At 47.0% G+C, this 24,720-nt stretch carries 25 protein-coding genes, 1 tRNA gene, 2 other RNA genes and 1 pseudogene; 7 read left to right on the top strand and 22 right to left on the bottom strand.

Annotated elements, in window-relative coordinates:
• Positions 1-74: 74 nt before the first annotated feature.
• A pseudogene (locus CZ360_RS14320) lies at positions 75-1,118 on the top strand (recombinase family protein); the annotation flags it as partial.
• Positions 1,119-1,800: 682 nt separating this feature from the next.
• Here the strand turns inward: CZ360_RS14320 and ssrA are convergent.
• The 8 genes from ssrA to CZ360_RS13955 form a co-directional block, all read right to left on the bottom strand.
• Positions 1,801-2,162: a transfer-messenger RNA gene (gene ssrA / locus CZ360_RS01665) on the bottom strand.
• A gap of 36 nt (positions 2,163-2,198) precedes the next feature.
• A complete protein-coding gene (locus tag CZ360_RS01670; protein WP_077532458.1) occupies positions 2,199-3,032 on the bottom strand; it encodes an alpha/beta hydrolase in 834 nt (277 codons plus the stop codon).
• Positions 3,032-3,499: an SsrA-binding protein SmpB gene (gene smpB / locus CZ360_RS01675; protein ID WP_077532459.1), complete on the bottom strand. Its 468-nt coding sequence runs from the start codon at positions 3,497-3,499 to the stop codon at positions 3,032-3,034. Before smpB ends, CZ360_RS01670 begins: the two co-directional genes overlap by 1 nt.
• Positions 3,500-3,587: 88 nt before the next feature.
• Entirely contained in the window at positions 3,588-4,187 is a 600-nt protein-coding gene (gene recR / locus CZ360_RS01680; protein ID WP_077532460.1) for a recombination mediator RecR, read from the bottom strand.
• Positions 4,188-4,205: 18 nt separating this feature from the next.
• The gene (locus tag CZ360_RS01685; protein ID WP_077532461.1) at positions 4,206-4,553 is read right to left on the bottom strand and encodes a YbaB/EbfC family nucleoid-associated protein; all 348 of its coding nucleotides are present in this window, start codon (positions 4,551-4,553) and stop codon (positions 4,206-4,208) included.
• A 151-nt stretch (positions 4,554-4,704) separates the two neighbouring features.
• Positions 4,705-6,411, bottom strand: coding sequence for a DNA polymerase III subunit gamma/tau (dnaX, locus tag CZ360_RS01690; protein WP_077532462.1), 1,707 nt, complete (start codon positions 6,409-6,411; stop codon positions 4,705-4,707).
• Between the two features lie 54 nt (positions 6,412-6,465).
• Positions 6,466-6,565, bottom strand: an RNA gene (gene ffs, locus CZ360_RS01695) — signal recognition particle sRNA small type.
• A 131-nt stretch (positions 6,566-6,696) separates the two neighbouring features.
• The gene (locus CZ360_RS13955) at positions 6,697-6,873 is read right to left on the bottom strand and encodes a hypothetical protein (protein WP_159438070.1); all 177 of its coding nucleotides are present in this window, start codon (positions 6,871-6,873) and stop codon (positions 6,697-6,699) included.
• 119 nt (positions 6,874-6,992) lie between these two features.
• Here CZ360_RS13955 and CZ360_RS01700 point away from each other — a divergent pair, with 119 nt between their 5' ends.
• A complete protein-coding gene (locus tag CZ360_RS01700; RefSeq protein WP_077532463.1) occupies positions 6,993-7,178 on the top strand; it encodes a hypothetical protein in 186 nt (61 codons plus the stop codon).
• A 30-nt stretch (positions 7,179-7,208) separates the two neighbouring features.
• On the opposite strand, the gene CZ360_RS01705 is transcribed toward CZ360_RS01700, so the two are convergent.
• Positions 7,209-8,198 carry a diaminopimelate dehydrogenase gene (locus CZ360_RS01705; protein ID WP_077532464.1) on the bottom strand — a complete coding sequence of 330 codons (990 nt, stop codon included), beginning with the start codon at positions 8,196-8,198 and terminating at the stop codon, positions 7,209-7,211.
• 222 nt (positions 8,199-8,420) lie between these two features.
• On the opposite strand from CZ360_RS01705, the gene CZ360_RS01710 reads away from it, so the two are divergent.
• On the top strand, positions 8,421-9,551 hold the full coding sequence (locus CZ360_RS01710) for an aldo/keto reductase (RefSeq protein WP_077532465.1): 1,131 nt from the start codon (positions 8,421-8,423) through the stop codon (positions 9,549-9,551).
• Positions 9,552-9,600: 49 nt separating this feature from the next.
• Here the strand turns inward: CZ360_RS01710 and ybaK are convergent, their stop codons facing one another.
• On the bottom strand, positions 9,601-10,086 hold the full coding sequence (gene ybaK / locus CZ360_RS01715) for a Cys-tRNA(Pro) deacylase (protein ID WP_077532466.1): 486 nt from the start codon (positions 10,084-10,086) through the stop codon (positions 9,601-9,603).
• 120 nt (positions 10,087-10,206) lie between these two features.
• Here ybaK and CZ360_RS01720 point away from each other — a divergent pair, with 120 nt between their 5' ends.
• A complete protein-coding gene (locus CZ360_RS01720; RefSeq protein WP_077532467.1) occupies positions 10,207-10,956 on the top strand; it encodes a 5'-methylthioadenosine/adenosylhomocysteine nucleosidase in 750 nt (249 codons plus the stop codon).
• Between the two features lie 43 nt (positions 10,957-10,999).
• Here CZ360_RS01720 and CZ360_RS01725 read toward each other — a convergent pair whose 3' ends face one another.
• Positions 11,000-12,865 (bottom strand): M23 family metallopeptidase, encoded by a 1,866-nt coding sequence (locus tag CZ360_RS01725; RefSeq protein WP_159438071.1) that lies wholly within the window; start codon positions 12,863-12,865, stop codon positions 11,000-11,002.
• Positions 12,866-13,096: 231 nt separating this feature from the next.
• Positions 13,097-13,558, bottom strand: coding sequence for an S-ribosylhomocysteine lyase (locus tag CZ360_RS01730; RefSeq protein ID WP_077532469.1), 462 nt, complete (start codon positions 13,556-13,558; stop codon positions 13,097-13,099).
• 211 nt (positions 13,559-13,769) lie between these two features.
• Here CZ360_RS01730 and CZ360_RS01735 point away from each other — a divergent pair.
• Positions 13,770-13,846 (top strand) — tRNA-Arg (locus CZ360_RS01735).
• A gap of 202 nt (positions 13,847-14,048) precedes the next feature.
• On the opposite strand, the gene CZ360_RS01740 is transcribed toward CZ360_RS01735, so the two are convergent.
• From CZ360_RS01740 to CZ360_RS01785, 10 genes are all read right to left on the bottom strand, one after another.
• Positions 14,049-15,377 (bottom strand): site-specific integrase, encoded by a 1,329-nt coding sequence (locus CZ360_RS01740; RefSeq protein WP_159438072.1) that lies wholly within the window; start codon positions 15,375-15,377, stop codon positions 14,049-14,051.
• 29 nt (positions 15,378-15,406) lie between these two features.
• Positions 15,407-15,619, bottom strand: coding sequence for a hypothetical protein (locus CZ360_RS01745; protein ID WP_077532471.1), 213 nt, complete (start codon positions 15,617-15,619; stop codon positions 15,407-15,409).
• A gap of 380 nt (positions 15,620-15,999) precedes the next feature.
• Positions 16,000-16,332 (bottom strand): hypothetical protein, encoded by a 333-nt coding sequence (locus tag CZ360_RS01750; protein ID WP_077532472.1) that lies wholly within the window; start codon positions 16,330-16,332, stop codon positions 16,000-16,002.
• Positions 16,329-16,580 carry a hypothetical protein gene (locus CZ360_RS01755; RefSeq protein ID WP_077532473.1) on the bottom strand — a complete coding sequence of 84 codons (252 nt, stop codon included), beginning with the start codon at positions 16,578-16,580 and terminating at the stop codon, positions 16,329-16,331. Before CZ360_RS01755 ends, CZ360_RS01750 begins: the two co-directional genes overlap by 4 nt.
• A 17-nt stretch (positions 16,581-16,597) precedes the next feature.
• Positions 16,598-16,837, bottom strand: a complete 240-nt coding sequence (locus CZ360_RS01760; protein ID WP_077532474.1) for a hypothetical protein — start codon at positions 16,835-16,837, stop codon at positions 16,598-16,600.
• 80 nt (positions 16,838-16,917) lie between these two features.
• A complete protein-coding gene (locus CZ360_RS01765) occupies positions 16,918-17,550 on the bottom strand; it encodes a phage replication initiation protein, NGO0469 family (protein ID WP_077532475.1) in 633 nt (210 codons plus the stop codon).
• Between the two features lie 21 nt (positions 17,551-17,571).
• Entirely contained in the window at positions 17,572-19,650 is a 2,079-nt protein-coding gene (locus tag CZ360_RS01770; protein WP_077532476.1) for a vWA domain-containing protein, read from the bottom strand.
• 6 nt (positions 19,651-19,656) lie between these two features.
• Complete coding sequence (locus tag CZ360_RS01775; protein ID WP_077532477.1) at positions 19,657-21,381, bottom strand: AAA family ATPase; 1,725 nt, start codon at positions 21,379-21,381, stop codon at positions 19,657-19,659.
• A gap of 129 nt (positions 21,382-21,510) precedes the next feature.
• The gene (locus tag CZ360_RS01780; protein WP_077532478.1) at positions 21,511-22,155 is read right to left on the bottom strand and encodes a hypothetical protein; all 645 of its coding nucleotides are present in this window, start codon (positions 22,153-22,155) and stop codon (positions 21,511-21,513) included.
• 110 nt (positions 22,156-22,265) lie between these two features.
• Positions 22,266-22,670: a single-stranded DNA-binding protein gene (locus CZ360_RS01785; RefSeq protein WP_159438073.1), complete on the bottom strand. Its 405-nt coding sequence runs from the start codon at positions 22,668-22,670 to the stop codon at positions 22,266-22,268.
• Between the two features lie 580 nt (positions 22,671-23,250).
• On the opposite strand from CZ360_RS01785, the gene CZ360_RS01790 reads away from it, so the two are divergent.
• Positions 23,251-24,225, top strand: coding sequence for a DUF7601 domain-containing protein (locus CZ360_RS01790; protein WP_159438074.1), 975 nt, complete (start codon positions 23,251-23,253; stop codon positions 24,223-24,225).
• A 30-nt stretch (positions 24,226-24,255) separates the two neighbouring features.
• Positions 24,256-24,591, top strand: a complete 336-nt coding sequence (locus CZ360_RS01795) for a sortase B protein-sorting domain-containing protein (protein WP_077532481.1) — start codon at positions 24,256-24,258, stop codon at positions 24,589-24,591.
• Positions 24,592-24,720: the final 129 nt, after the last annotated feature.

Here is a 24,720-nt window from a genome sequence, read left to right on the forward strand (position 1 = left end):
CAAACTATAAGAAGGAGGTAACGCTTATGAGTAATACCGCAATGGCAAATACAGCGCAAGCTCTTATGGATTCAATGACGCCAAAATTTGCCGTATCATATCTTCGCGTTTCTACTCGCGGACAGGCTGAGCGAGGCGGCGGACATGATGAAGGTTTCTCGATTCCCGCCCAACGTGAAGCCAATAAGAAAAAAGCCCTATCTATGGGCGCAATGGTGGGAAAGGAATTTGTTGACCGTGGTGCATCTGCTAAATCCGCTGACCGCCCACAGCTTCAAGCTATGCTTGAATATGTAAAAGAGAATGCTGATCGCGTAGATTACGTAATCGTACATAAGATCGATCGTCTCGCCCGTAATCGTGACGATGACAGCGACATTATGCGCGTATTGCGTGAATGTGGCGTTCAACTCGTATCTGCATCAGAAAGTATTGACGATACACCCGCTGGCATGCTGCTGCATGGCATCATGAGTTCAATTGCAGAGTTTTACTCGCAAAATCTTGCCACCGAAGTCAAGAAGGGTATGGGAGAAAAAATCAAAGGAGGCGGCACGGTCGGTCGAGCACCGATTGGCTACCAAAATGTCCGTCTCGTCGATGATAAAGGACGTGAAGAACGTACCGTCATTACAGATCCAGAACGTGCACCACTAATTACACTGGCTTTTGAAGAATATGCTACTGGCAATTGGACTGTTGCAGATTTGGCTGACCACCTGGCGGCTTGCGGGCTCAATACTCGATCAACACCTAAGATTTCTTCTCAGCCAGTTACGCTTAAAACACTCCATAAGGTTCTCGTAAACCCCTATTACAAAGGTGTTGTAAAATATAAGGGCGTTGAGTATCCTGGAAGTCATGAAGCGCTTGTAGATACTGAAACTTGGGACAAAGTTCAAGCGATACTTGCATCGAGGATTAACGGCACTCGCAATCTTAAACATCCCCATTTTCTAAAAGGTAGCATTTTCTGCGCATACTGTGGCGAACGAATGATGGTGAGCAATGAAAAGAAAAAGGATGGCACTATATATCCATATTTTGTATGCAGTGGGCGTCATAGTAAACGGAGAAAAGATTGCACAACAAAGGCTGTTCTGATAGATGTTGTAGAGAAAGAGATTGAAAAAATCTATGAAGCATACCAGCTTCCACCGGAAGTCCGAATTCTGCTGGAATCTTGCATACAAGAAATAATCTCCACAGAAAGAGCAAAATATGATGCCGAGCTGGATGGACTTAAAGGTGAAAAAGCCAAGCTGGAAAACAAGCGAAAAAAACTTCTTGAAGCTCATTACTGCGATGCAATTCCGCTAGACCTTCTCAAATCCGAGCAACAGAAAATCGCAAAAGAATTGAGCAGCATTGAGCATGAAATCAAAATGCACGATACTACCTTTGAGCAAATAACCGAAAATCTTAAGAGAGCACTAGACATTGTAGAAAATTGTGGTGAGGCATATAAAAACGCCAGTGACACAATTAAAAAGCTGATGAATCAAGCAATATTTGAGAAGTTCTATATTAGCAATGATGCAGATATGGAATTTAAGGTAGATGCAGAATTTAGGCCACCTTTCGATCAGATTCTTGAACCGGTTAAAGATGATATTATACGAATTAACAGATTAGCGCAGGACTGCTCAAGCAAGCTGAGCTATTATATAGGCATAGCAAAAGACCACATCCAGGAAATCTTTGGATGTGGTCTTTATACCATAAACAATTCCACGAATATGTCAACTTACTCGAACGGCTCAAATTTTTTTAGCCATAATAGTTCGAGTAAGGTACTTTTGGTGGAGGCGAGGAGAGTCGAACTCCTGTCCGAAAGTCTATCCACAAAGCTTTCTACGAGCGTAGTTTACCTATTGCGTTCCCGCAGCAGACTGCCGGCAAACAGGCTGCCTGCTGCAGTATCCCTAATTAAACCTGAATCACGTCAGGGCACCCGCAAAACAAGTTCACCGCAAAAATAACGTTTTATATGGCATACGGTAGGCTATATAAAACGGGCAGCAGTTAAATTATGCTGCGCAGAGTTGAGTTCTAAAATTATTATTTTTAGCGTTTATATTTAGGTGCGACAATTAACGTGTTTTCGCCCACACGGCTCGCTTACTTTGCTTCCCGACCCCCGTCGAAACCTTTACGCCCCCATATGAAACGGCTGAGTTATCAGCCGTTATCAGGCATTATAATCCTTTGGCCCAGGTTGCAAACAATTCAATCCAGTTCGCACATTCCGGCTGAACCCCATTGTGCCCAACCCATTTTGTTTCTTCTGTCGCCAAGCTCAGGCCATGGCCGCCATGCTGGTAAATATGCATCTCCAATGGTATATTATGGCGTTTTAAAGCCCATGCCAGCATCAGGGAATTTTCTACTGGAACTGTTTCGTCCTCATAGGTATGCCATAAAAAAGTCGGCGGTACGTTTTCATCAATCTGGGTTTCTAGTGAAACCCGGTTTAAAAACTGTTCATAACGATCTCCCAGAAGATTGACAAACGATCCTTGATGTGCAAATTCACCTGATGTAATCACCGGATAGCACAGCATCAGCGAATTCGGCCGCCAAAGAGCCGTCTCCCTCTTGAGAATAGAGGATAGGAAATTTTCCTTCCAGAATACGCCCAAGCTGCATGCCAGATGTCCGCCTGCTGAAAATCCGCCGACTGTAATCCTGTGCGGGTCAACATGCCACTCCTCCGCCCGTTCACGAACCAAAGCCACCGAATAAGCAAGCTCTGCCAATGCGCGTGGAAAGACCGAAGGCGCAACGCTGTACCGCAGGATAAAGGCCTGGAAGCCCAAGGCATTCAAACGGACGGCAATTGCTTCCGCTTCCCGGTCAGAAGTCATTTCATAACCGCCGCCGGGGCAGATAACAACGGCAGGCCGATGCCGATCCGGATCAATATCCGGATAATTATCCAGCACATAAGTATAAAGCTTCGGCTGGCAGCCGTTCGGAACAGCGCCCAGGGCTGTATCCTCCAGATGAATTTCAATTATCTCATGAATCATCAGAACCGATTCCTTTCCTTCAAAGCACGATCCATATCCCGTTTTGCATCTCGCTTGGCAATGTCCTGCCGCTTATCATACAGCTTTTTCCCCTTGCAGAGCCCCAGCTGCATTTTGACATGAGAGCCCTTAAAATAAAGCGAGAGCGGGATCAGCGTATAATTCTCCTGCTTTACCAGACCGAACAGCCGCATGATCTCTTTTTTATGCATTAACAGCTTTCTCACCCGGAATGGGTCGCGGTTAAAAATATTTCCCTTTTCATAGGGACTGACATGCATTCCCTTCACATAGAGCTCGCCATGATCGATGCTGCACCAGCTGTCCTTCAGGTTGACACTGCCGTTACGGATGGATTTCACCTCTGTCCCGAACAGCTCAATCCCGGTCTCAAAGGATTCTACCACAAAATACTCATGGCGTGCTTTTTTGTTGGTTGTAATCGTCTTCGTATTTTCCTGTGCCAAACCTGTCTCACCTTGCTTTCCCCAGCGTTTCCGCTTCTTTTATCATACCCCGGCGAACAGCAAAAATCCTGTCTAAACAAAGGTGCTGTTACAGCTCGTTACGGTTCTCCAATGCTTTAAACAATGTAAATTCGTCAGCGTATTCCAAATTGGAGCCGACCGGAATTCCAAACGCCAGTCTGGATACCTTCACGCCTAACGGCTTTAAAAGCCTGCAAAGATACATGGCAGTCGCCTCTCCCTCTGTTGTGGGATTAGTTGCCATAATGACCTCTTTGATTCCGCCTTCCCCAATCCGGGAAAGCAGCTCCTTGATGTAAAGCTGATCCGGGCCGATACCATCAATCGGGGAAATCAGCCCATGCAGGACATGATATACCCCATGATATTCCCGCGTCCGCTCAAAGGCGACGACATCCTTTGCATCCTCCACGACGCAGACAACAGAATGGTCTCTGTCCCGATCCGAACAGATATCGCAAACCGGCTGGTCAGTGAAGTTTTTACAAATTTCACAATTTTTAATCTTCTGATGTGCTTCCATAATGGCGTCGCTGAATTTTTTTGCCTCGTCCTCACTTAAGGTCAAAATGTAAAACGCAAGCCGCTGAGCGGTTTTTCTCCCGATTCCCGGCAGAGAGGCAAACTGTTCTATCAGCCGTGTCAGCGGCACTGCACTATATCCCATGAAAATTCTCCCGCTTAATTAAAACATGCCCGGCACGTTCAATCCGCCGGTAATCTGATCCATTTCTGCGGCTGTGGTTTCCTCGATGCTGCGCAGGCATTCATTCATGGCGCTGATCACCAGATCCTGCAGCATTTCGATGTCCTCCGGGTCGACAACCTCCGGTTTCAGTTCCAGGGATTTGACTTCCTTGGCCCCGTTGATCACGACAGTAACCGCACCGCCTCCGACTGTTGCAGTAAACTCTTTTTCTTTGAGTTCCTCCTGCTTCGCTTCCATCAGCTCCTGCATCTGCTGCGCCTGTTTAATCATGCTCTGCATGTTCTGCGGGCCGCCGCCCATCCCTTTTGGCAATCTTGCTTTCATTGTTATAACCATTCCTTTCCCGGAGGCTGTGCTCCCAGTTGGCGGCCGCAGTCTGTCCGCGGCGCTGAGAGAACAGGACTGTCCGGATGCTTTCCCGAATCAGCCTCTCCAGATCTTTTTCTAAATTTAAAGGGTTTCCCCATAAAAACAATTATTTTTCCCGGACTTCAATTCCAAGCCCTTCCGCCCTCTGCACCAGGTCGTCCAACGGGGTGCGTCGGGACGCGTCTGCTTTTTTGGCCTTCTTTATCCTGATTTTATAGGATTTTCCAGTCTGTTCATTTAATACAGTAAGCAGCGTCTTTACAAAGCCCTCCTGTTTAATCATCTGCCCAAACAGGGTGATCGGACTGTCAATTAACAGCAAATCGCCTGCCTCGTAGGCGGCAGAGCCGGTCAGGATTCCCGCCAATGCTGGATTTGTCTGAGAAACCTGTGCTAATACCTGTCCCCACATTGCGAATGGCTGCGGCTGATCCGGCGAGGATACCGGCTGTACGTCCCCTGCGGACGGCGAAACCGCCGCGATTGGGACAGGTTCTCCCTCACCGGATCCTTCTGCCGTTTCTTTTCTGTCCTCCGACAAGGCTTCCTGAACTGGCAGAACATCCGGCTTTTCCGCTTCATCGTCCTGCTGTACTGCAGACGGCTCTGGCTTCTGCGCCGCAGCCGAAGAAACCGCTTCCCGAGGCTGCTGCACGGACGCCGGAATCCCATTCCTCAGCATAGTTTCCAGTCTGGCGAGCCGCATTTCCAGCGCCTGAGCAGAATCGTCCAACTCCGGCAGGCACAGCTTCAGCAGCGCTGTTTCCACACAAAGCCGCTTGTCATAGCTGCGGGAAATTTTATCCAAACATTCCTGCAAAACCGTAATGTTCCGCAGAATCGAACGCATCGGAATCTGCTGCGCCTGTTCCCGAAGCTGAGCCAGCTCATCCGGCAGGCAGCTCACCAGCTCCCCGCAGTCCTTGACGGTCTGCGCAATCATCAGGTTGCGGTAATGCCCGATCAGTTCGTCAATCAGCTTTTGCAAGTCCTTGGAGCTGCTGTACAGCTCATCCACACACGCAAGCGCCTGCTCGGGCGCCGACTTTTGGATAATCTCCGCCAGCCGAAACAGGTAATCCCTGGAAACCAGTCCGGTTGCCTTTGAGACAACCTCCCTGTCAACCGCATCGGAAAAGGCGACACACTGATCTAAAATGGAAAGCGCATCCCTCATCCCGCCGTCCGCCATCCTTGCAATCAAAAAGGCGGCGTCATCGGTCAGGGTAAAGGTCTCGTGATCCGCAATATATAAAAGCCGTTTGGCAATGTCCTCTGTTTTAATCCGCCCGAAATCAAACCTCTGGCAGCGGGACAGGATTGTGGCTGGCACCTTGTGCACCTCTGTGGTGGCAAGGATAAATTTCACATGCTCCGGCGGCTCCTCCATAATTTTAAGCAGGGCGTTAAACGCCGCTGTGGAGAGCATATGGGTCTCGTCAATAATATAGACGCGGTATCTGCACTGAGCCGGCAGGAAGTTTGCCTCCTCCCGCAAAACCCTCACATCGTCCACGCCGTTGTTGCTTGCCGCGTCGATCTCCAGCACATCCAAAATCGAGCCGTCCTCGATCCCCTTGCAGATTTCACATTCCATGCAGGGGTTTCCGTCTGCAGTATGCGGGCAGTTTACCGCCATGGCAAGAATTTTCGCGCAGGTGGTTTTTCCCGTTCCCCGGGAACCGGTGAACAGGTAAGAGTGGGCAGTCGTCCCGCTGACAATTTCATGCTTCAGCGTTGTGGTAATATGCTCCTGGCTGACCACATCGTCAAAGGTCTTTGGACGCCACTTCCGATATAATGCCAGATACATCCGCGCTCACTCCCTCCTGACAAAAAAAGCAGGTAGAGATGCGCTCTGACATACGGATAACAGGCAAAACTGCGGCGCACGAGTTCAGTGCTTAATGCTGCTCGGTTCCCCGCCTGACATGGTTCGCAAAGCCCCCGTCGCACAGGACCCGTATATCCGTATGTTAGAACGCACCTTCATCCCGCCCCGTCTAACATCACCGTTTGTAACTTCTATATTATACTATATCCGCCCCGAAAAAACAAGACTTATTTTCATTCGGATATCGCTAAAAGCCTTATTGCTCTATTCGAATTCAGATTCATAAACGCCTAATATTTTTTGCTTCGCATGTTGCAAAATATCATCATCTATAGGCACATAGACACACTCTTGGCATCTGCCCTGAAAATCTAGAGATAATTCATCTAATATACAATGACCAGATTCCCAATAAATACAATAATTATTTTCACATTGCATATAATCACCCCTTTTTAACTATGATTCGATTTTATCACAATATAACTATTTATGCAACCATTTATGGTTATATTAATAATCTTGAATATGAATATAATGTTGGTAGAGGGGTTGGTAAGATGTTTAAAATAGATAATGAGTTTAAAAATGCTAATATATCGAGAACTATAAGATTTACTGATAGTTTATTTGAAAAATTGAATGAAACTGCTCATAAAAACGATATTTCTTTCAATCTCTTAGTCTTGCAATGTTGTAAATATGCATTAGAGAATCAACAACTCGATGATGATTTATCAAAATAAAAGCCTGCTGAATTTCAGCAGGCTTTTATTTTACAGCAGCTCTTTTCTCAGTTCTTCTCCGGATTTCGCGGAAAGATAAGCCGGCGGTACGTCGAACACAGATTTCGCGCCAAAGCTTCCTTCCCCTGCCATCCGGTAAGCAGCCCTGGCAAACGCCACCAAAACGCTTGCTGTATATTCCGGATTGGATTCCAGCTTGAGCGAAAATTCCATCACCTGGTTTGTTTCTTCCTCCGCGCCGGTTTTTCCGCTGCGGATCACAAAGCCTCCGTGCGGCATTTTGCTGTGATTCCGCTTCAGTTCCTCCTCTGAAATAAAATGAACCGTAGTATCATAATCAGAAAAGTAGTTGGGCATGGTTTTGATATCCTGTTCAATCCGCGCGAGGTCAGCGCCTTCCTCCGCCACGACATAGCACTCCCGGAGATGTTTTTCGCGGGTGGCCAGCTCAGGATTTTCGCAATTGCGAACCGCCTCAATCGCCGATTCCGCCGGGACAGTATACTGGATCGCGTTCTTCACGCCCTTTACCCGGCGGATCGCGTCAGAGTGCCCCTGGCTGACTCCCTTGCCCCAGAAGGTGTAGCTTTTCCCGTTTACCAGGATGGAATCCGCGTACAGCCGGTTAATAGAAAACATACCCGGGTCCCAGCCGACCGAGATAATCCCTACGTGGCTGTTTTCCCGGCAAGCCTTATCCATCGCGGAGAAATAATCCGGGATTTTTGCGTGGGTATCAAAGCTGTCGATCGTGTTAAAATGCTCCGCAAGCTGCGGGCCCTGCTGCGGAAGGTCTGTTGCGGAACCGCCGCACAGGATCATCACGTCAATCTGATCCCTCATGCCTACGGCTTCGTCCATATGATAGGCTTTTCCGCCCGGCACTGCCAGCTTCACATCGGCGGGGTTCCTTCTCGTAAAGACGCCGGCCAGTTCCATGTCTGGATTCTGACGGATTGCCAGTTCCACACCCCTTCCGAGGTTTCCGTATCCGGCGATACCGATTCTGATATTAGCCATACTCTCCATCTCCTAAACTTCCTTAATTTTTCTGTTCTTTATTTTACCACGTTTTTTCGCTAAAATCTATGAGGAACCTGTGAAACTTTTTGGGTTGAATCTGGATGTTTCTTGTGAATATGCAGTAAAATAGAATGGTTTTTTTGTGATTTCGGCCATTGACTTTGAGTTCACTTTAACCTGTACAATGATAGTATATTGAAATGAAAGGATGGATGGAGTATGGAACAAAGGACTTATAAAAATACAGACATTTCTGTATCCCTGCTTGGGATGGGAATGATGCGCCTGCCGAAAATATCTCCCGACAAGGAGGACATTGACGAAAAGGCCGCGGAAGCCATGATCGATTATGCATATGCACACGGCGTCAATTATTTTGATACGGCGCATATGTATCACGACGGCGGCTCAGAGCCGTTTGTAGGAAGGGCCTTGAAAAAATTTGACCGCAAAAGCTTCTACCTTGCAACCAAAATGCCGGTCTGGATGGCCGATACCCCCGCAGATATAGAGCGCATTTTTCAGTTCCAGCTTGAACGCCTGCAAACCGATTATTTTGACTTCTACCTCGTTCACAGCTTAAACGCCGGGCATTACCAGAGAATGAAGGACTTCGGCGCCTATGAATTCCTGAAAAAGATGAAGGCGGAAGGAAAAATCCGTTACCTCGGCTTCTCTTTCCACGATAAGCCGGAGCTTTTGGAGCAGATCTGTGATGAATACGAATGGGATTTTGCCCAGATCCAATTGAACTACCTTGACTGGGAAATGCAGGACGCAAAACGCCAGTATGAAATTTTGGAACAGCATGGCCTGCCCTGCATCGTCATGGAGCCGATTCGGGGCGGCACGCTTGCCAGCCCATGTCAGCGCTCCAATGAGCTTTTTGAGGCGGCGAATCCCAACGTCTCAGTTGCTTCCTGGGCGCTGCGCTATGCGGCGAGTCTGCCGAACGTCCTCACCGTTCTGAGCGGTATGTCCAATATGGATCAGCTTAAGGACAATATTGCGACTATCGAGCAGTTTAAGCCTCTGGAGGATTCTGAACGGGAGGTCATTGAGGAGGCCGTTTCCGCCTACAAGGAATTCTACACTATTCCATGTACCGGCTGCCGGTATTGTATGGACTGTCCGGCAGGAGTAGATATCCCGAAAATGTTCTCCCTCTACAACCAGTACGCGGCTGTCAATGATATCGACGGCTATAAAGTGGCATATGAGAAAACTGCGGAAAGCGAACGTGCCGACCGCTGCGTTGCCTGCGGAAAATGCGCGCAGCACTGTCCTCAGCTGATTACTATTCCGGAACGGATGCAGTATATTGCAAAATATGCCGCTGAAAAGTTCTAAAATCATTAAAGCAGCAGAGCGTATGCTCTGCTGCTTTTTATTTTCCCGATTATCTGACCGTAATATCCGATGTTGTTCCGGCAACCAATTCCAACAGCTCCTGCGGCTTCATCTCAATCTGAAAGCCGATCTTCCCGCCGCTGAAAATGATGGTATCCTGATTCAGACAGCTTTTGTCCACGCAGGTGGCATACTGCTTTTTCATTCCAATTGGCGAGCATCCCCCACGGATATATCCAGTCACCCTGTTAATCTCCTTCACAGGGATCATCTCCACCGATTTTTCCCCAACCGCTTTGGCGGCGGCCTTCAAGTCCAGTTCAGCGGCGACCGGGATTACAAACACATGGTACTCCCCGCTGTGCCCTACGGTAACCAGGGTTTTAAACACCTGAGACAGCGGCTGGTTCAGCTTCTCAGCTACAGAGATTCCATCAATCACACCATCCTCCGATTCATAGGTGTAGGTTTGGTAGGAAATTCCCGCACGGTCTAAAATCCGCATTGCATTTGTTTTTGCCGTTTTCTTTGCCATAAGGCATTTCCCCTTCCTTCGGATGAAATAACTTTCCCGACTATTATAGCATTTTTTCGCCCGTTATGCTATAATAAGCAACAACCAACCACATTATAGAAAAGGGAAGGAGAAAACAAGATGGCAGTTGGAATTATCTGCGCGATCCCGGAAGAGATCGCGCTCTTGGAACAGGATATCCGTTCAGAGCAGGATACTGTGATCGCCGGACGCCGGTTTATTCAGGGCATTCTTTACGGGAAAGAGGTTGTTCTGGTCATGTCGCGGATCGGAAAGGTTGCAGTCGCAGTAACCACCACCCTGCTGATTGAACATTTTGGCGTGAACCAGATTATTTTCGGAGGAACGGCAGGAGCTGTTGACCCGTCGTTGAAGGTAGGAGACGTTGTCATCGCAGACCGGAGTGTTCAGCATGATTTTTCAGTAGATGAAACTGATACCTTCCGCATTCCATTAATCGATATCAGCTATTTTCAGTCTGATCCTCTCCTGACCCTGCAGGCAGACCAGGCGGCCAGAGAATATATCCAAAACGAAATGCATGGGGATATTCCGCAGGAGCATCTTACAAAATTCGGGATTCAAGAGCCCCGAGTGGTTACCGGCACCATCGCTTCCGGTGACCAGTTTATCTGCGATCCCCAAAAGAACGCATGGCTTTACAGCAAAGTAGATAATATCAAGTGTGTGGAGATGGAGGGCGCCGCGATGGCGCAGGTTTGTTATGAATACCAAATTCCGTTCACCATTATCCGCGTTATGTCAGACTGCGCTGATAATGAGGCCAGCTTTTCCTTTGACGAGTTTGTAAAAGGTGCTGCGCAATATTTTACACGCGGTAGTATTCGTTCATTATTATCCAAAATGTAAAAAAGAGCTGTGAGAATGATCTCACAGCTCTTTTTTATTCATTTTATGGCAGATAATTCATCGGATTGCGGCGTGAACCGTTTACACGAACCTCCAGATGAACGTGAGGCCCGGTTACTCGCCCGGTCGCGCCAGCCTTTGCAATGGTCTCACCCTGCGCCACAGTGTCTCCCACTGAGACCAGAAGCTGGCTGTTATGGCCATAATAGGTCTGCAGGCCGTTGCCGTGGTCAATCTTGACGAGCTTCCCATAGCTTCCCATATATCCGGAATAGATTACGGTCCCGGAAGCTACTGCCCGGACAGAAGCGCCGTACGTTCCGCCCCGCAGGCAGATATCAACCCCGCCATGGTACCCCATACTCCTGGAGCCATATCCGGAAGAAACATAAGCATTTCCAGAAAGCGGCCAGATAAAGCCGGAATTAATCTTTCCATCCCCAGTAGAACCGGAAGCGGAAACCGGTGTCGCAGTACCCTGAACAATTTCACGGTCAACCGGCTCTGTAATTACCTTGGTGCTCACAACCTCGCGTGAAACTTCTTCGCCGTCAACATAGGAGACCTTTGCAGTCACTTCATTTTCGCCCTTTTTCCCGGCTTTTAATGTTTTGACAGTCCCTTTCACGTATTCGGCAGATTTTGTGGTGGTTGTCTTAAAGTCCACCTCTTCTTTATACGTTTCAGTACGGATTACCTGAACCGGCAGGAAAGAATCATATTCGGCAACTGCTACCTTCTGTCCTTCTTCAAGGGTTGTTTTGGCAGTTTTAATGCCGGCATCTGGATTCAGCTCTTTCAGTTCGTCTACTGAAATATTATTTACTTCTGCAACCTCCCCGGCTGTTTCGTCCGCAGAGACTGTGTAGTATGCCTCGCTTGTATCCCTGCTCTGAATCTGGGAAACCAGACTGTCGGCAGATACAATATTATTCACAACATATACGCCTGGAATGACCTGGACATCATCCACAAAGGAAACCGTTTCATCCTTGTCGCCGCTGCGAAAACTATCAAGCAGAGTCTGCAGCGCAGTTTCAAGCTCAGTTCCGTTCCCTTCGCAGGCGCCATAGAACACATCGTTAACGTACAGTCCCTTTGCGGTTACCATTTCGTCCCCAGAAAGGCTGATAATCTTATCCGCCAATTGGTATTCATTCATCATGCTTTCATTCTGAATAATATCCAGGGAATAAGATGGCTGTATTTCAACCAAATCCCGCTCGCTGTCATTCAGGAATACCAGCCTGCCAGTAACAATCTGCTTTGCCTCTTCCGCAATTGCTTCCGACTGGACATAACCAAGCTGCTCCCCATTATAGGTAACAGATACAGCCATGGACAGCTTTCCAGCCATTGTAATCACGCAGAGGAATAATGCGACGCCCATGACTGGGAGAATATAATTTGCCATTGTTTTAAAGATATTGATGTTATTGCGGCACCCATAATAAAAAACGTCCGCAACCGCCATAAATTTCGCGCCAAAGGACTGGCCCCGCTTTGCCCGGACAGCTTGTCCCATCAGCCTAAACCCCGCCGCAGTTTTAACAAATGGCAATGTCAGGCCGGTTTTTACCTGTCCCATTATATAGGACAAGCGGATTCCCAGCTTTTTCATCTGCCAGTAAAGACGACGTTCCTGGCGGACAAACACCGCAACACGCAGATAATTTAAAATGACGCCCATAATATAGAAGCTATCTGCAATACCGCCGCCGATCAGGCTGAAAAAAGCAATAACAGCATTTTCTGAAGCCTGTGTTTTTGCTTTTCGAAGCTCGCTTCTGCTTGCAGCAGCAGAGCGAATCGACCTACGGAATCCCTTTTTATGATATCCGGAATATTCTTTTGCCCGGTTTGGATAATAAGCAATATCTGCACGGCTGATACTATTACTTGTTGCCACCGTGAGACCTCCTTTGTTCAAAATGAATCTAGACAATAAACCATCTGTACCCCGGCTCTGCCGGAATACAGATGTCATGAAAATTCCCAGGTGTTGAATTGTTACAAATCAGTAACAACTAAATATTATTATAATCATTTTTTTCAAATTTGCAACCGTTTTGTAACTATTTAATTTACTTTTTAGAAAATGTTCACAAATTAAAACAAGTTCATATGTGACATATGCCGGCTAATCCGGATAATCAAGCTTTGATTCCGAGTATTCTTGAATCTTTTGCAAAAAAGACGCTCCGTCTTTTTTGGCCTGTTCCAAATCATGATCCAGATAATTTCCGCATTCTTCCTGTCTGCTTCCCGGAATTTCTCCTTTAAAGGAAGCAATAAACGCAAACGATTCTTGTATCAGTCTAATTACCGCCTGGTGGCTGGCCGTATTGCGCATCAACAGGTAAAATCCGGTACGGCATCCCATAGGGCCTACATAAATCACGCTGTCTTTCCATTCGCTGTTTCGGGCATAGGTGGCAAACAGGTGTTCAATCGTATGCATGGAGGCAGTTGAGAGGAAGCCGTCCTGATTGGGCTTTACTAACCGGACATCATAGGTATTGATATCGCCATCCACCCTGGAAAGATAAATCCCTTCCGTCAACGTATCATGATTGATAGTAAAGCTTTTAATTTTCTCCATCCAGCCTCAGCCTCCTTTGTGCGCACTGTATAGACTATTCGGTTTTTTATTATAGCATAGTTTTACCTCTTTGTAAAATAAATTCTGGGCCAGACATCGTTTTGACTTTACTCCATCTGAAAAAGGACTTGACAAGCCTCCCAGAATATGATATTATATTTAAGCGTTCAAAGACAGGATAATTCGTTTGACGGAAATATCAAATCGGTATGCGCCAGTAGCTCAGTTGGATAGAGTGTTTGGCTACGAACCAAAAGGTCGGGGGTTCGAATCCCTTCTGGCGTACCATAACAGCGGGCTTTGTGAGACATTGCCCGCTGTTATTTTTGTCAACATTGTCAACATAGACTGTTTTTCGGGTATTTAGTTTTGTTGACAAAAAAATAATTCAATTTTAAAGTCTCTTGCTAAAATGTAATTTGTCGTATTAAAAAATTAAGAGCTGTATGATGGTTTTGTCAACATTTGTCAACAGACTGAAAAACTGACCTTAATGTGTGTTTAGTGCATTTAGGATCCTTTGCTTCAGCAAGGGGTCTTTTTTTATGCTCTCCACCAGATCGTCAAATTGATTTTCTTTGGTTTCCTGTTCGGAATCCATATACAGGCTGTCCGCCAGCTTTTTCGCCAATCCCTTTTCGGAATCTGCCAGCGTGTGGTTATAGGTATCCATCAGAACCTTAGCAGAAGCGTGTCCGGTAAATCCCTGTACTGTTTTCACATCTCCCCTGCTCAGCCGGTAAAGGATCGTCGTCCCGGTATGCCTCAGTCCGTGAAAAGTAATGTTCGGCAGATCCAGGCCGCTCTGCGCCTGCCATTTCACAAACCACTTCTCACACAGCTTCGGTTCAATGGGATCTCCGTTGTCCAGACAAAAGACCAGATCATAGTCATGATATTCTTCCCCATAATACGCCCGGTTCTTTGCCACTTGCTGCTGGCGGTACCGAAGCTCTTTCAGCAAATTCGGCGTGATGTAGATCTCCCGCTTGCTTTTCTTCGTTTTTACCTTTTTCAGCACCAATATGGATTTACTGTTCTTCACCTTGCTTGGAAAGACCCGTATAATATCCCGGTCGCTCAACAGTTCTATCGCTTCCTTCGCTACCCTCTGGAGGGTTTTGTCGACCTTGACCGTTCCTTTCTCCCAGTTGATACAATCCCAGGTAAACGCGGTGGTTTCCCCCTCCCTGGAGGTGCTGGTCGCCGCGGTGTGTACCAGCAGATGCAGCAGCTTGTCCTGAATATTGTCCAAAGCTATCGTTAGCATTTCCAGCGTCCAGAAAGCGGTTTCCTCTGTATCCCGTTCGGGCTTTGCTATCTGCACCGGATTTTCTTCGAGCTGCCGGGTCCTTACCGCGTCCTGAAATCCCGGCTTTAACAGCTCATAAATGCCCCCAAGCGTAGAACCTGATAAATAGTCTCCCGTCTTATCGCTTTTCTTTGTCCGGAGGCTAATAAAAAGCTGTTCGATCACAAAAGGAGTCACCTTCTGCAAAGGTAAATTTCCTATTTCCGGATATATGTGGGCTTTTAGCAGTGACGCGGCGGACTGTAACCGGCTGTATGCCCAGCCTTTTGTCCGCGCCCGTACCGGGATCCAGTTCTCAAAATATTCTTTAACTGTTTTCCCATTGGGTATTACAAACTGGTTTTTCAGCATCTTTAGTTCGATAGTTGCTTTTTCCTGTTCAGCCTTTATCTTTTCATGGAAAGTTCCTGCACTTTTCTGTCTGCGGACACCTGTTTCGTCTACATAGTCATACAGCACTGTATATACTATTCCATATCTTGTTTTCCTTTTTCGTATAGACGCCATAATCATTTGCTCCTTTACTTTATGGCAGCCTATCTGCTCCCGGAATTCCACCATTCATTAAAGGACGCTTTGTTGATCCGCAGAAGCTTCGGCCCGCACCGTTTGACAATAAACTTGTCCGTATGGCAGCAAAAGTGGTTTGCCGCGCGTTCCGACATCTGTAAGATCCTCGCGATCTCCTGTATGGTATATGATTCCTGATCCTGCGTAATTTCAGGCTGCCTGTTCTGGTTTTCATTCATAATATAGTTCCCCCTATTCGCTGCAGCCCGGAATGATCATCTCTTCCCTCCCTTCAAATAAAAGAGCCACCCCCAGTATATCATATTTCAAGGGAGGAAGGAAAGTTCCCGGCCGCTTGTTTTTTATTCCTATTCTCTCTACTGTCTGCCTGAGCTTTCCTGCCTTTCCGGATATTAGGGCGTGTTTTCAGGCGGCGCTGTGCGCCATTTTTCTTCAGGCACGCAAAAAAGCATACTATCTGAAGCACCTGTATTCCCAAACACAGTAGGATTCAGTTGTCAAGATCCCAATGGAGATCATCATCTCCCTAAATATGAAACTGTTACTTTTGCTAAGAAAAGGAACAAAGCAGCCCAAAAGATTTTTCGGGCTGCTTTCTTTATTTTCTTCGGAACGCTGACAGGGAGCTTTTCAGACTGGTCGCAGTTTCCCGGTCCAGCTTTTGGAGTTCCTTCTTCGGTTCCATATTTTCTGGTATCACAGCCAAAGTATTCTCTTTTAAATATTCCTTAACAATATCAATAACAGTCTGCCTGAGTTCTTCCCGGCTGATCCCGGTTTCTTCCCGGCAGCTGCGGTTCATATAATGCCATACCGCTTGAGCAACAAACGGAGCCTTATGTCTGTACCGATTTAACTCCTTTGCTGCCGAAGCCTCTTTCGGATCCTGCATGTTGAATTGCAGTGTAAAACGTCCCTCGTCTTTTTTCATTTGGATTCCCGCGCCTCACGGTATGCCAGTTCATAGCCTGCGGCATTTGCATTTAAGTTGTCCAGAAACACCGTGTTTCCAACCTTTTCGCTGCGCCGGATATATTCCCGCAGCAGGATCGAGCCTCCGCCAGTCCAAATACTCCGGCAGTACCGCAAGTCGATTCCGCGCTCGCGAAGCTTGGAGATCAGATCGTTCACAAAGCCTTCTGCCATTTCAGTCAGCTTATCAGGAAAGCCGGTATCCAAATGTCTTAATATCCCGTCTATTTCCTGTTCGTCCAGCAGAGCGTCAAATTCAGAGTTGGCTTTTCGCCGGATCTCATTGTAAAAGAATACTGCCGCAATCCCAATCTGTTCAGGTATCTTTGCACTGCATTCAAGTACCGCATAATTACCACATCATAATATTCCTCGACGGGCAAGTGATAGTAATGCAGAAAACGATAGACAAGCGTATGATGTTCGGCGGCAAATTCCTGTTCCTGTTCTGACATTCTTTTCATTTTTCTTCCCTCCAATACTAAGTTAAAGAAGCAGAGGGAAAAATCCCTCTGCCGTCTTTATACTGATTCTTCCAGTCCTCTTAACACACTTCCTCGTAATCCGCCATATTAAAGTTTTGTTTCGGCGTATTCACAGACGGCGCGGTTCCTTCCTGGTCGTCCTGATCCGGATCATAGTCGATCCCAAGATCACAGAAATTTTCCGCTTCATAGATCTGATTTCTCAGATATTTCGGCAGGCTGTCAAACACCGCATAGGTCGCCGGTTCGTCAAAATCAAAATACTTGGTTTCTACTTTGGGGATCTTCACACCCTTTGGAAGCGGTAAAACGTTTTCAACCGACGCATAGGTCCCGTTAGTCCCCGTATTATGAATCACCTGGATCTGCGCGCCTTTTCCGAGCAGCGATTCTACCGGGAAAGCATTGATCTCCTCCGGAGTAAAATCCTTTCCCCTCCAGCCTTTCAAAAACGGACGGAGAAGGCTTTTTTCCGATAAAGATAAAGAAAATGTCCGGCTTATCTGCCGAGGCAGCATTTCTCCGTTCACCTCAACTTCCTCATCTAAAAGCTGCCAGCCGATCAGCACCTTTAGCTGGCTGGTGTTAAACTTGTCATTGTGCTGCATGCCCAGGCCAATGATCCAGTTGCAGACAGCAGTGTGGATCCCTTCTTCTACTAATGGAAATTTTTTTGTTCCGCTTGCGATCATGTTTGTTCTTCCTTTCTTTTCTTACATCTTTTTTTGAATATATCGTATGATCAACTGCGTCAGACGGACAGGGAGCTTATGAAGATCGGTAATGTCGAGATAACCGTCCCCGTAGATCCTCCTGATATTCTCCTTATCCTCCCCAATCGCAGCTGCAAACAATGTGATCCCTTTGTTGGCGTACTCTCTCTTGATCCCCCTCAAGTCTGCCTCTGCGGCAGTTCCTGAATATCCGAAGGCAGCGGGCTGTCCATCTGAAATCAGGATCAATAGCCGGGTCCGTTCCGGACGCTTTAAAAGGCGTTCTGCCACAAACCGAAGGGCGGCGCCGTCGCGGTTGCACCCCGCGGAAGCCATATCCATGATCCGGTACTTGTCCTGGCCGTCGATAGAATCAAACTCCGCATAGGAATACAGATCCACATCACTGCTGTCCGAATTATGCCCGTACACCATTACAGGGATATTCATAGCCTGGCAAAAATCATAGATCACCGCCGCGCACGCTCTGGCGTTCGTCAGGCGGTCCCTGCTGCTCATCGACCCGGATTGGTCTATCAGCAGCGCGGCTGCCAAATCCAGGCTTTCCTTCGGCAGATTATTCCGGTAGAAATATTTTCCGTCGCCATGCACCACGTTTCTGGTTTCCAGCCTTTTTCCAAAATACAGGCCAGTATGCTTGCTTCCTGCCTGCTGTTCCTTTACAAAATGCTTTATCATTTGCTGAAGACGCTTGGACACAGGGCGCAGCAGCTTCATATGCTGATGGTAGCTGTCGACCAGCCGCTCATCTGCCTGTAGGATACGGTGGACCGTGATAGAGATTCCCTGATGGGCATTCCCGTAATCAATCGCAGACGCTTGGGCTTTTAACTTATCACGGTAATCTGATTCCAGTTTCTGGTTTACCGTATTTACCGCGATATTCTCCAGCATACGCTGAAGATCCGAAACTGCTTTTCCATATCCGGAACCACCGTAATCCCTGTCATAGCTCAATATCCTACCGCCGCATTCCCAGCTGTCCTCAGTTTCTTCCAGCTCTATCCTGCCCTTCTCGTATTCAACTACGTTCTGGATCTCCATGTTTTCCTTCTGTATCTGCCCGATGGTTTCTTCCGAGATCTCAGAAATCCCGCAAACTTTTGCCTTTCCTATATCATGGACTCCTTCTGGTACAACGCTTACAGGCAAACAGCCTTGACCGATCTTTTCTAAAATTTCTTCCGGCTTTTGACCCTGTTCCTTCATTTTCTGTTCCGCCTGTTCGATCATAGGCCGGACATATGGCCAGAGCTGGAGGAGCAGAAGGTTGACGCAGCCGCAGCGCTCTCTGGGCTGAAAAGTCCTTATCCCTTGTTTTATGACAGGGATCAGCTGGTTCGCGGTATCTCTGAGGGATTCGGGACAGAAAGCCGTCTGCCTGCTGTCCATCGTCATGGTATATATCAGCACGAAATTTCTCAGGCAGGTCAGCGCATTGGATCCCGGATCGTTTTTGAATCTCTCGATCGACCACAGGTTATTTTGCAGGATCCCTGTCCGGTAAAGTCCTTGGTACTCGCTGCACATTCTCATATTAACAAATCCGTCTTCCAAAATATTCAGGAGATCCTTTGCTGTTTCAAGCAGGATCGCTGAGGCCGCCAAGCTGCCTTTCGATCGAAACTCCTTGATCTCCTTTAAATTCTGTTCCATCGTTACAGACAGGTCTTTCGGTTCAGAAGGATAAAAAAGCATGTTGCTGTACGCTTTGAGAAAGGCATGATAAACGCTGAAATCGGTAAATAAAATATGCGCCAGCTCATGGGCAAGAAGTCCGACCATGCTTATCAATTTGGTTTTCCAGGTCGGGAAGCTCGCCGTTATCTGATTAGCTGCATTGATAAAGATCGTTTGGCCGTTTGTTTGCGCCGCAGTTTCCTCCAGTTCATGCCACTGGCATATGATCTTCAGGCTGACGCCGCACCTTTTGGCTGCTGATTCAGCTAAATCCATGAGATATGCCTGAAATGTACGGGAGGAAAAAATCTCTTTGTCGGTCAGGCTTTTTTTCTGATCCTGGATCATCTTCCGGATCTCAAGATGTGTTGTCCTCATGATTCCTCACCCCGCTAACAATGAAACGAGCTGCGGCGCGAAACAGGTATCATAGATCGCTTTCCTGTTTTCCGCATCAGATGATACCGCGCTCAACACTGTAAATCTTGCCGATTTCTCCAGGTCATGGCCGACCATATAGCTCTGGACCCATGCGATCAGTTCCCGCATTCCGCAGCAACCGTCCAGGATCATCAGGTCATGACACTGTGACTGGATCATTTCCACGGTTTTCGCCATTTCGAATACAGTTTTCTTTTCCGTACAGCCGGTGATCCCGCAGATCCTTTCTACAACGGTTTCTATGTTAGGCTGTTCCACATCAAAAACCAGATCCATTCGGCTGATCACTGACTGGTTCAGATTTTTGCAGCCCTCGTAATCGCTGTTAGTGGTTACTACCACAACGGTATCCGGGTGACGCGCAACGACCTCCCCGGTAGGAAGCGTGACACAGGAACAGCGGTCCAGCAGTGAATTCAGTCCGACTAACACGCCGGGATTCGATATGATCGCGGGTTCCTGCAATTCCACCAAATATCCGTACCGCATTGCCTGAACCAACGGCGTGTCAACATACCGGAAGGACTGCGCCCCGTTCTTTCGCTGCATACATTTCACTAATTCCCGGAACACCTCTTCCTCAGTAATGTTTTCGTCATAGGAGCCTGTCATTTTAAAATATGCTGTTGCCGGATCCATCTGTATATCCTGAAAATCAGGCAGCTCTGGGACTTTATTGTTATTAACTTCAGGTATGATTTGTCCCAGGAGATCATATATTTCTGTATTTGCAGAACAGGTCAGTGAAAGATACGGCAGCCCTAATCCTGCCGCGATCGCTTTCGCGCCTTCTGTCTTTCCCGTTCCGGCAGGCCCACGCATCAGAAAATTTCTCATCGGATTCTGTGTCCCCGTCGTTTCCTTGATATGGAGGCAGATCTCTACTGCCTGTTCCGGTATTACATACCAGTCCGGCAGTCTTGGAATCAAATCCTTCTCCTGTCCTGAAAAAGTACGCTGGGAAAAGGAATATCGATCCACAAAATCCGAATGCTTTACTGGACGGAACACCGGCTTCAACATCTCAAACCGTCCATGCAAAATCTGGTCCGGAATAATTGTTCCATCACTGATTTCAGACTGAGCGATCATATCAAAAATACCAGGATAAGGAGCGTCAAACAAAATTTTTTCCTCCATGATCCTCCGGTAAAAGTTATCGCAGAGGATCCACGCGCTTTCTATTTTGCTGTAGGAGAGCGACTCTCCCTGTCTTCTCCATTCCTTCAATTCCTGATATTGCTTCTGAAATTCTGATTCCTTCAGCGCGGTTTCCATAATCGCCAGAAAAACCGCAGTCCCTGTTCGCGATCCGGAAGACAGGGTATAGGCCGAAGCCGCATTGTACGGCGGTTTAAAGCAGGTTATTCTGATCCCGCCGCTGTCCGGATCATACAAAGCGATCTGGATCTCGCCGCTGTTCGCATGGTATTCCACAACCGTCCGATTGCCCAGCGTTCCGATCCCTCCTTTTTTTCGGCCTGTCTCTATGTCCATATATGCAAAAATCCCCCGGAGCGTAGGCCCGTGCAGCGTGGCAACCGGCGCTTTGGTATAGTTGTATTGGGAAAATACATCTTTCCGCCTTTTATTTACCGAATCATCATCAAACGGCTCCGGCAGCTCGCATTCCCATGTCCATTTACTATATATGGGGGTCTTTCCCATATCTTCTCCCCCCTTACCACTCTACCGTCACGCAGTTTTTTCTGATCTGCGGGGTCAGTCCCATCTGCTCCAGCTTTCCGGCCAAGTATTTCCAGCAGGATCGTTCAGGCATATCCGGAACAATGTCTTTTACCTCATTTTTTCCCCTTCTGTAATAACTACTTCTCCGCTTTCCAGAATGTCGATGCGGCTGTAGCCCTGAGAGCTAAGCTCCGAAACCAGGCCGTGCAGCTTATCCTTCGCCGCCATTTCAAACCAGACGCTGACCAGTTCCTCATTGGCGTCAGGTTTTTGGATCTGGTCTGACGACGCTTTTTTCGGTTCTTCCCCTTCCTGCATATTAACGAATACACGGTACAAAGGATCTATCACCACCTCCGCGGAATGATATTTTCCGGTATGGTTTGTTAGAATTTTGCCTTTTCCTCCCTGTTCTGCAAGCTGTTCCGGCTGAGCTGTGCCCCAATTCCAAATTGCTTCAGGATATTCTTTTCTCAGAATTTCAGTCACACGATAGTTCAAATGAGACAGAACTGCCTTTTGCACCGAATCGGTTTTTCCTGTTCTTAATGTCAGCCGGTATTTCCACTGTGTCCGAAAATGCCTCCATTTTGACTGGGCTTCCGGCAGTCTTGCGATCACTGCCGCAAAGCTCCAGACCACGAACACCAAAGCATAAAGCCAATAGTATTCTGATGGTCGGAAAAACAGCAGCAGGATCACAAAAGCCAGCAGTAATATGCGGAGACTCTTTATATGAGTCTTCGAGTCCATTGATACCATTCCTTTCTTTCCGGACATTCCCTGACTGAAATAAAAAAGAGGGACCGGACAGCTTTGAAATTTCTTTCTTAACTGTTCAGCCCCTCTGTGCCTGATCTATTTCACACATGAAAGTCCGTATCTGTTATTTCTAGTTCCTCCAGCTGGATCTTATTATGTTCTCCAGCCGGTTCTGTAATTGATCCTTTCTGCATTCGGGTCGTCGGCAATACCTGTTTCCACTGATAAAGCTTTACCTTCAGGATATGCCTGATCCCTTCCTCTGACCGGTATTCCACATCGTCCAGATCTCCGCTGATTTGAAGACAGCTTCCCTTTCTAATTCTCATTCTCGACAACAGCTCTGCCTGTGTATCAAATGCCCAGCATTGCAGATACATGGTATGGGAAGTTTCTCCGTATCCCTGCTGTACTGCCAAAACAAAAGAACTGTATGTCCTCCCTTTTTGACTGAGCTTCAGCTGCGGATCATCTGTTACATATCCCAAAGCGGTTATCGTGACCAATCCTTTTTCCTCCTTTCTGCTTTGCCTAAAAAAATACCGAAAACGGCTATGCAAACATAGCTGTTTCCGGTAAACGTACAATCATAAACAACGTGTGATAAGAGCCAATCTTATGCACAAAAATCAATCACAGTTTCAGTATATACAAAATATATGATTTTGTCAAGTATATTTCATGTTTAAATCAATATGTTGTATCAGACAGAAGCTTGATATTACAGTCAATTTGGTCAGTGCTAAGAGAGACTTATACTTCCTTAGACCATTCCAGTCACTGCTGATATTCTTTAGATTTTGTGAATAACCTTTGTCCATCAATCTCCCATACATCTACATTTATCTCTTCTTGTGTCTTTGAAACTACTAAAATCTCACAGTCCATGCAGACAGGTATTACTTTTGAAGCCGATTTTTGATGAACGGCGGTGAGATTTCAGAGAATACTACCGGAACCAACGGTGGTATCTATTCTTTTTCCAATAATGTGTAATTAAACGCCGGTAATATCAGTAAAAATCACGCAAGTATGGGCGACGGCGTGTATGTTGAGGGGAATGACTCGAGACATAGTACCCTGCACATGAAGAATGTTGTCATTGCCGAAAACAAAAGTGGTGATCAGGGTGGTGGTTTGTGGTTTTGTTCTATCGGCGATGGTAAGATTTATGTTACCAATGGCGGAGTCATTTACGGCAATACTGCTGATGGTGCCGGAAATGATATAGCCTTTACCAAATCCAAGAAGGACAGCAGCCTAATCCTTGCCAAGTGGATTTTGGGCGGCGGTTCGGTTCTGTATTACAGGGATGGTAGAATTTTTGCACCTTCTACCGGCTTAATCCTCGGCTCGACAGACAAGTCTGCTCTAAGGTATACTAGTGATGCAAGTGCGAAGCCAGTCGATGTCGTGGAAGAAAAGCAAAGTTTGGCATTGGCGGCTACTATCGACTCTGCAGCCATCCCACTTGCAGTAAACAATGTCAAACTGTTCATCACCGAAAATATAGCACCCGAATATGGCGGCGTTATAATCGGAGAACAAGATGACTTGACTTTAAATGTGACGAAAGACTGGAAAGAACTTACAGATGACAGCTTAAAGCAGCCTGTAACTGTATATTTAAAAATCGGCGATACGGTTCTTGATCCGATTGAATTGAATGCAGATAATAATTGGACAGGATCGTTTGAGCAGCTTCCGGGTGTTGATACATTGAGTGGAAATGTGTCTTACGCTGCGATGGAAAATCCAGTGTCGGAGCATTTTACGCGGACATATTCCGATGCTGTTGTAGATGAAGATAGCCGGACTATTTCTATAAATATCACGAATACCTATGCTCCGATAGGTAACTTGACCGTATCAAAAACGGTTTCCGGCAACGGTGCAAGCAACACAAAGGCATTTACCTTTACCGTAACGCTCGATAATACCACAATCAGCGGAACCTATGGGGATATGACCTTTGAAAACGGTGTTGCCGCTTTTACCTTGAAAGCGGACGAACGTAAAACCACTTCAAATCTTCCCGCCAGTGTGGGCTATACGGTCTAAGAAAGCGACAACGAGGGCTATACGGTTACTGTGAACGGAGCAAGCAAAACAACGGCTACCAGCACGATTATTGCGAATACTACCGTTACCGAGGCCTTTAACAACTACAAAGCCAGCGGCGACACTTCTGATCCAACGGACCCGACCGACCTGAGCGATCCAAACAGCCCGAACACGCCGGATGAACCTAAGGATGATACACCGCAAACAGGTGATAGCAGTAGTCTTCTGCTTTGGGCTGTGCTTTTGGGACTTTCGGGATTGGGCATGACAGCGGTACTAGTTCTTGGTAAAAAAAGAAAAATACAAACCAAGGCACTCGAAATAGGGGATAAGTTTTACCTTACCATAAAGGTGCATGTTTGATGATTCATACAAGAGATAATCGTCCTCTTGGACAGGATCCATAAAGTCCTCGTTGAATCATTCTGTGATAAAGTTGTTGTGGGGACTAAAAATCGTTTTTGGAAAATAAGTGCTTCATTCAAACTCATT

Origin of the sequence: Massiliimalia massiliensis, assembly GCF_900155615.1 — a bacterium.
Classification (GTDB): domain Bacteria; phylum Bacillota; class Clostridia; order Oscillospirales; family Ruminococcaceae; genus Massiliimalia; species Massiliimalia massiliensis.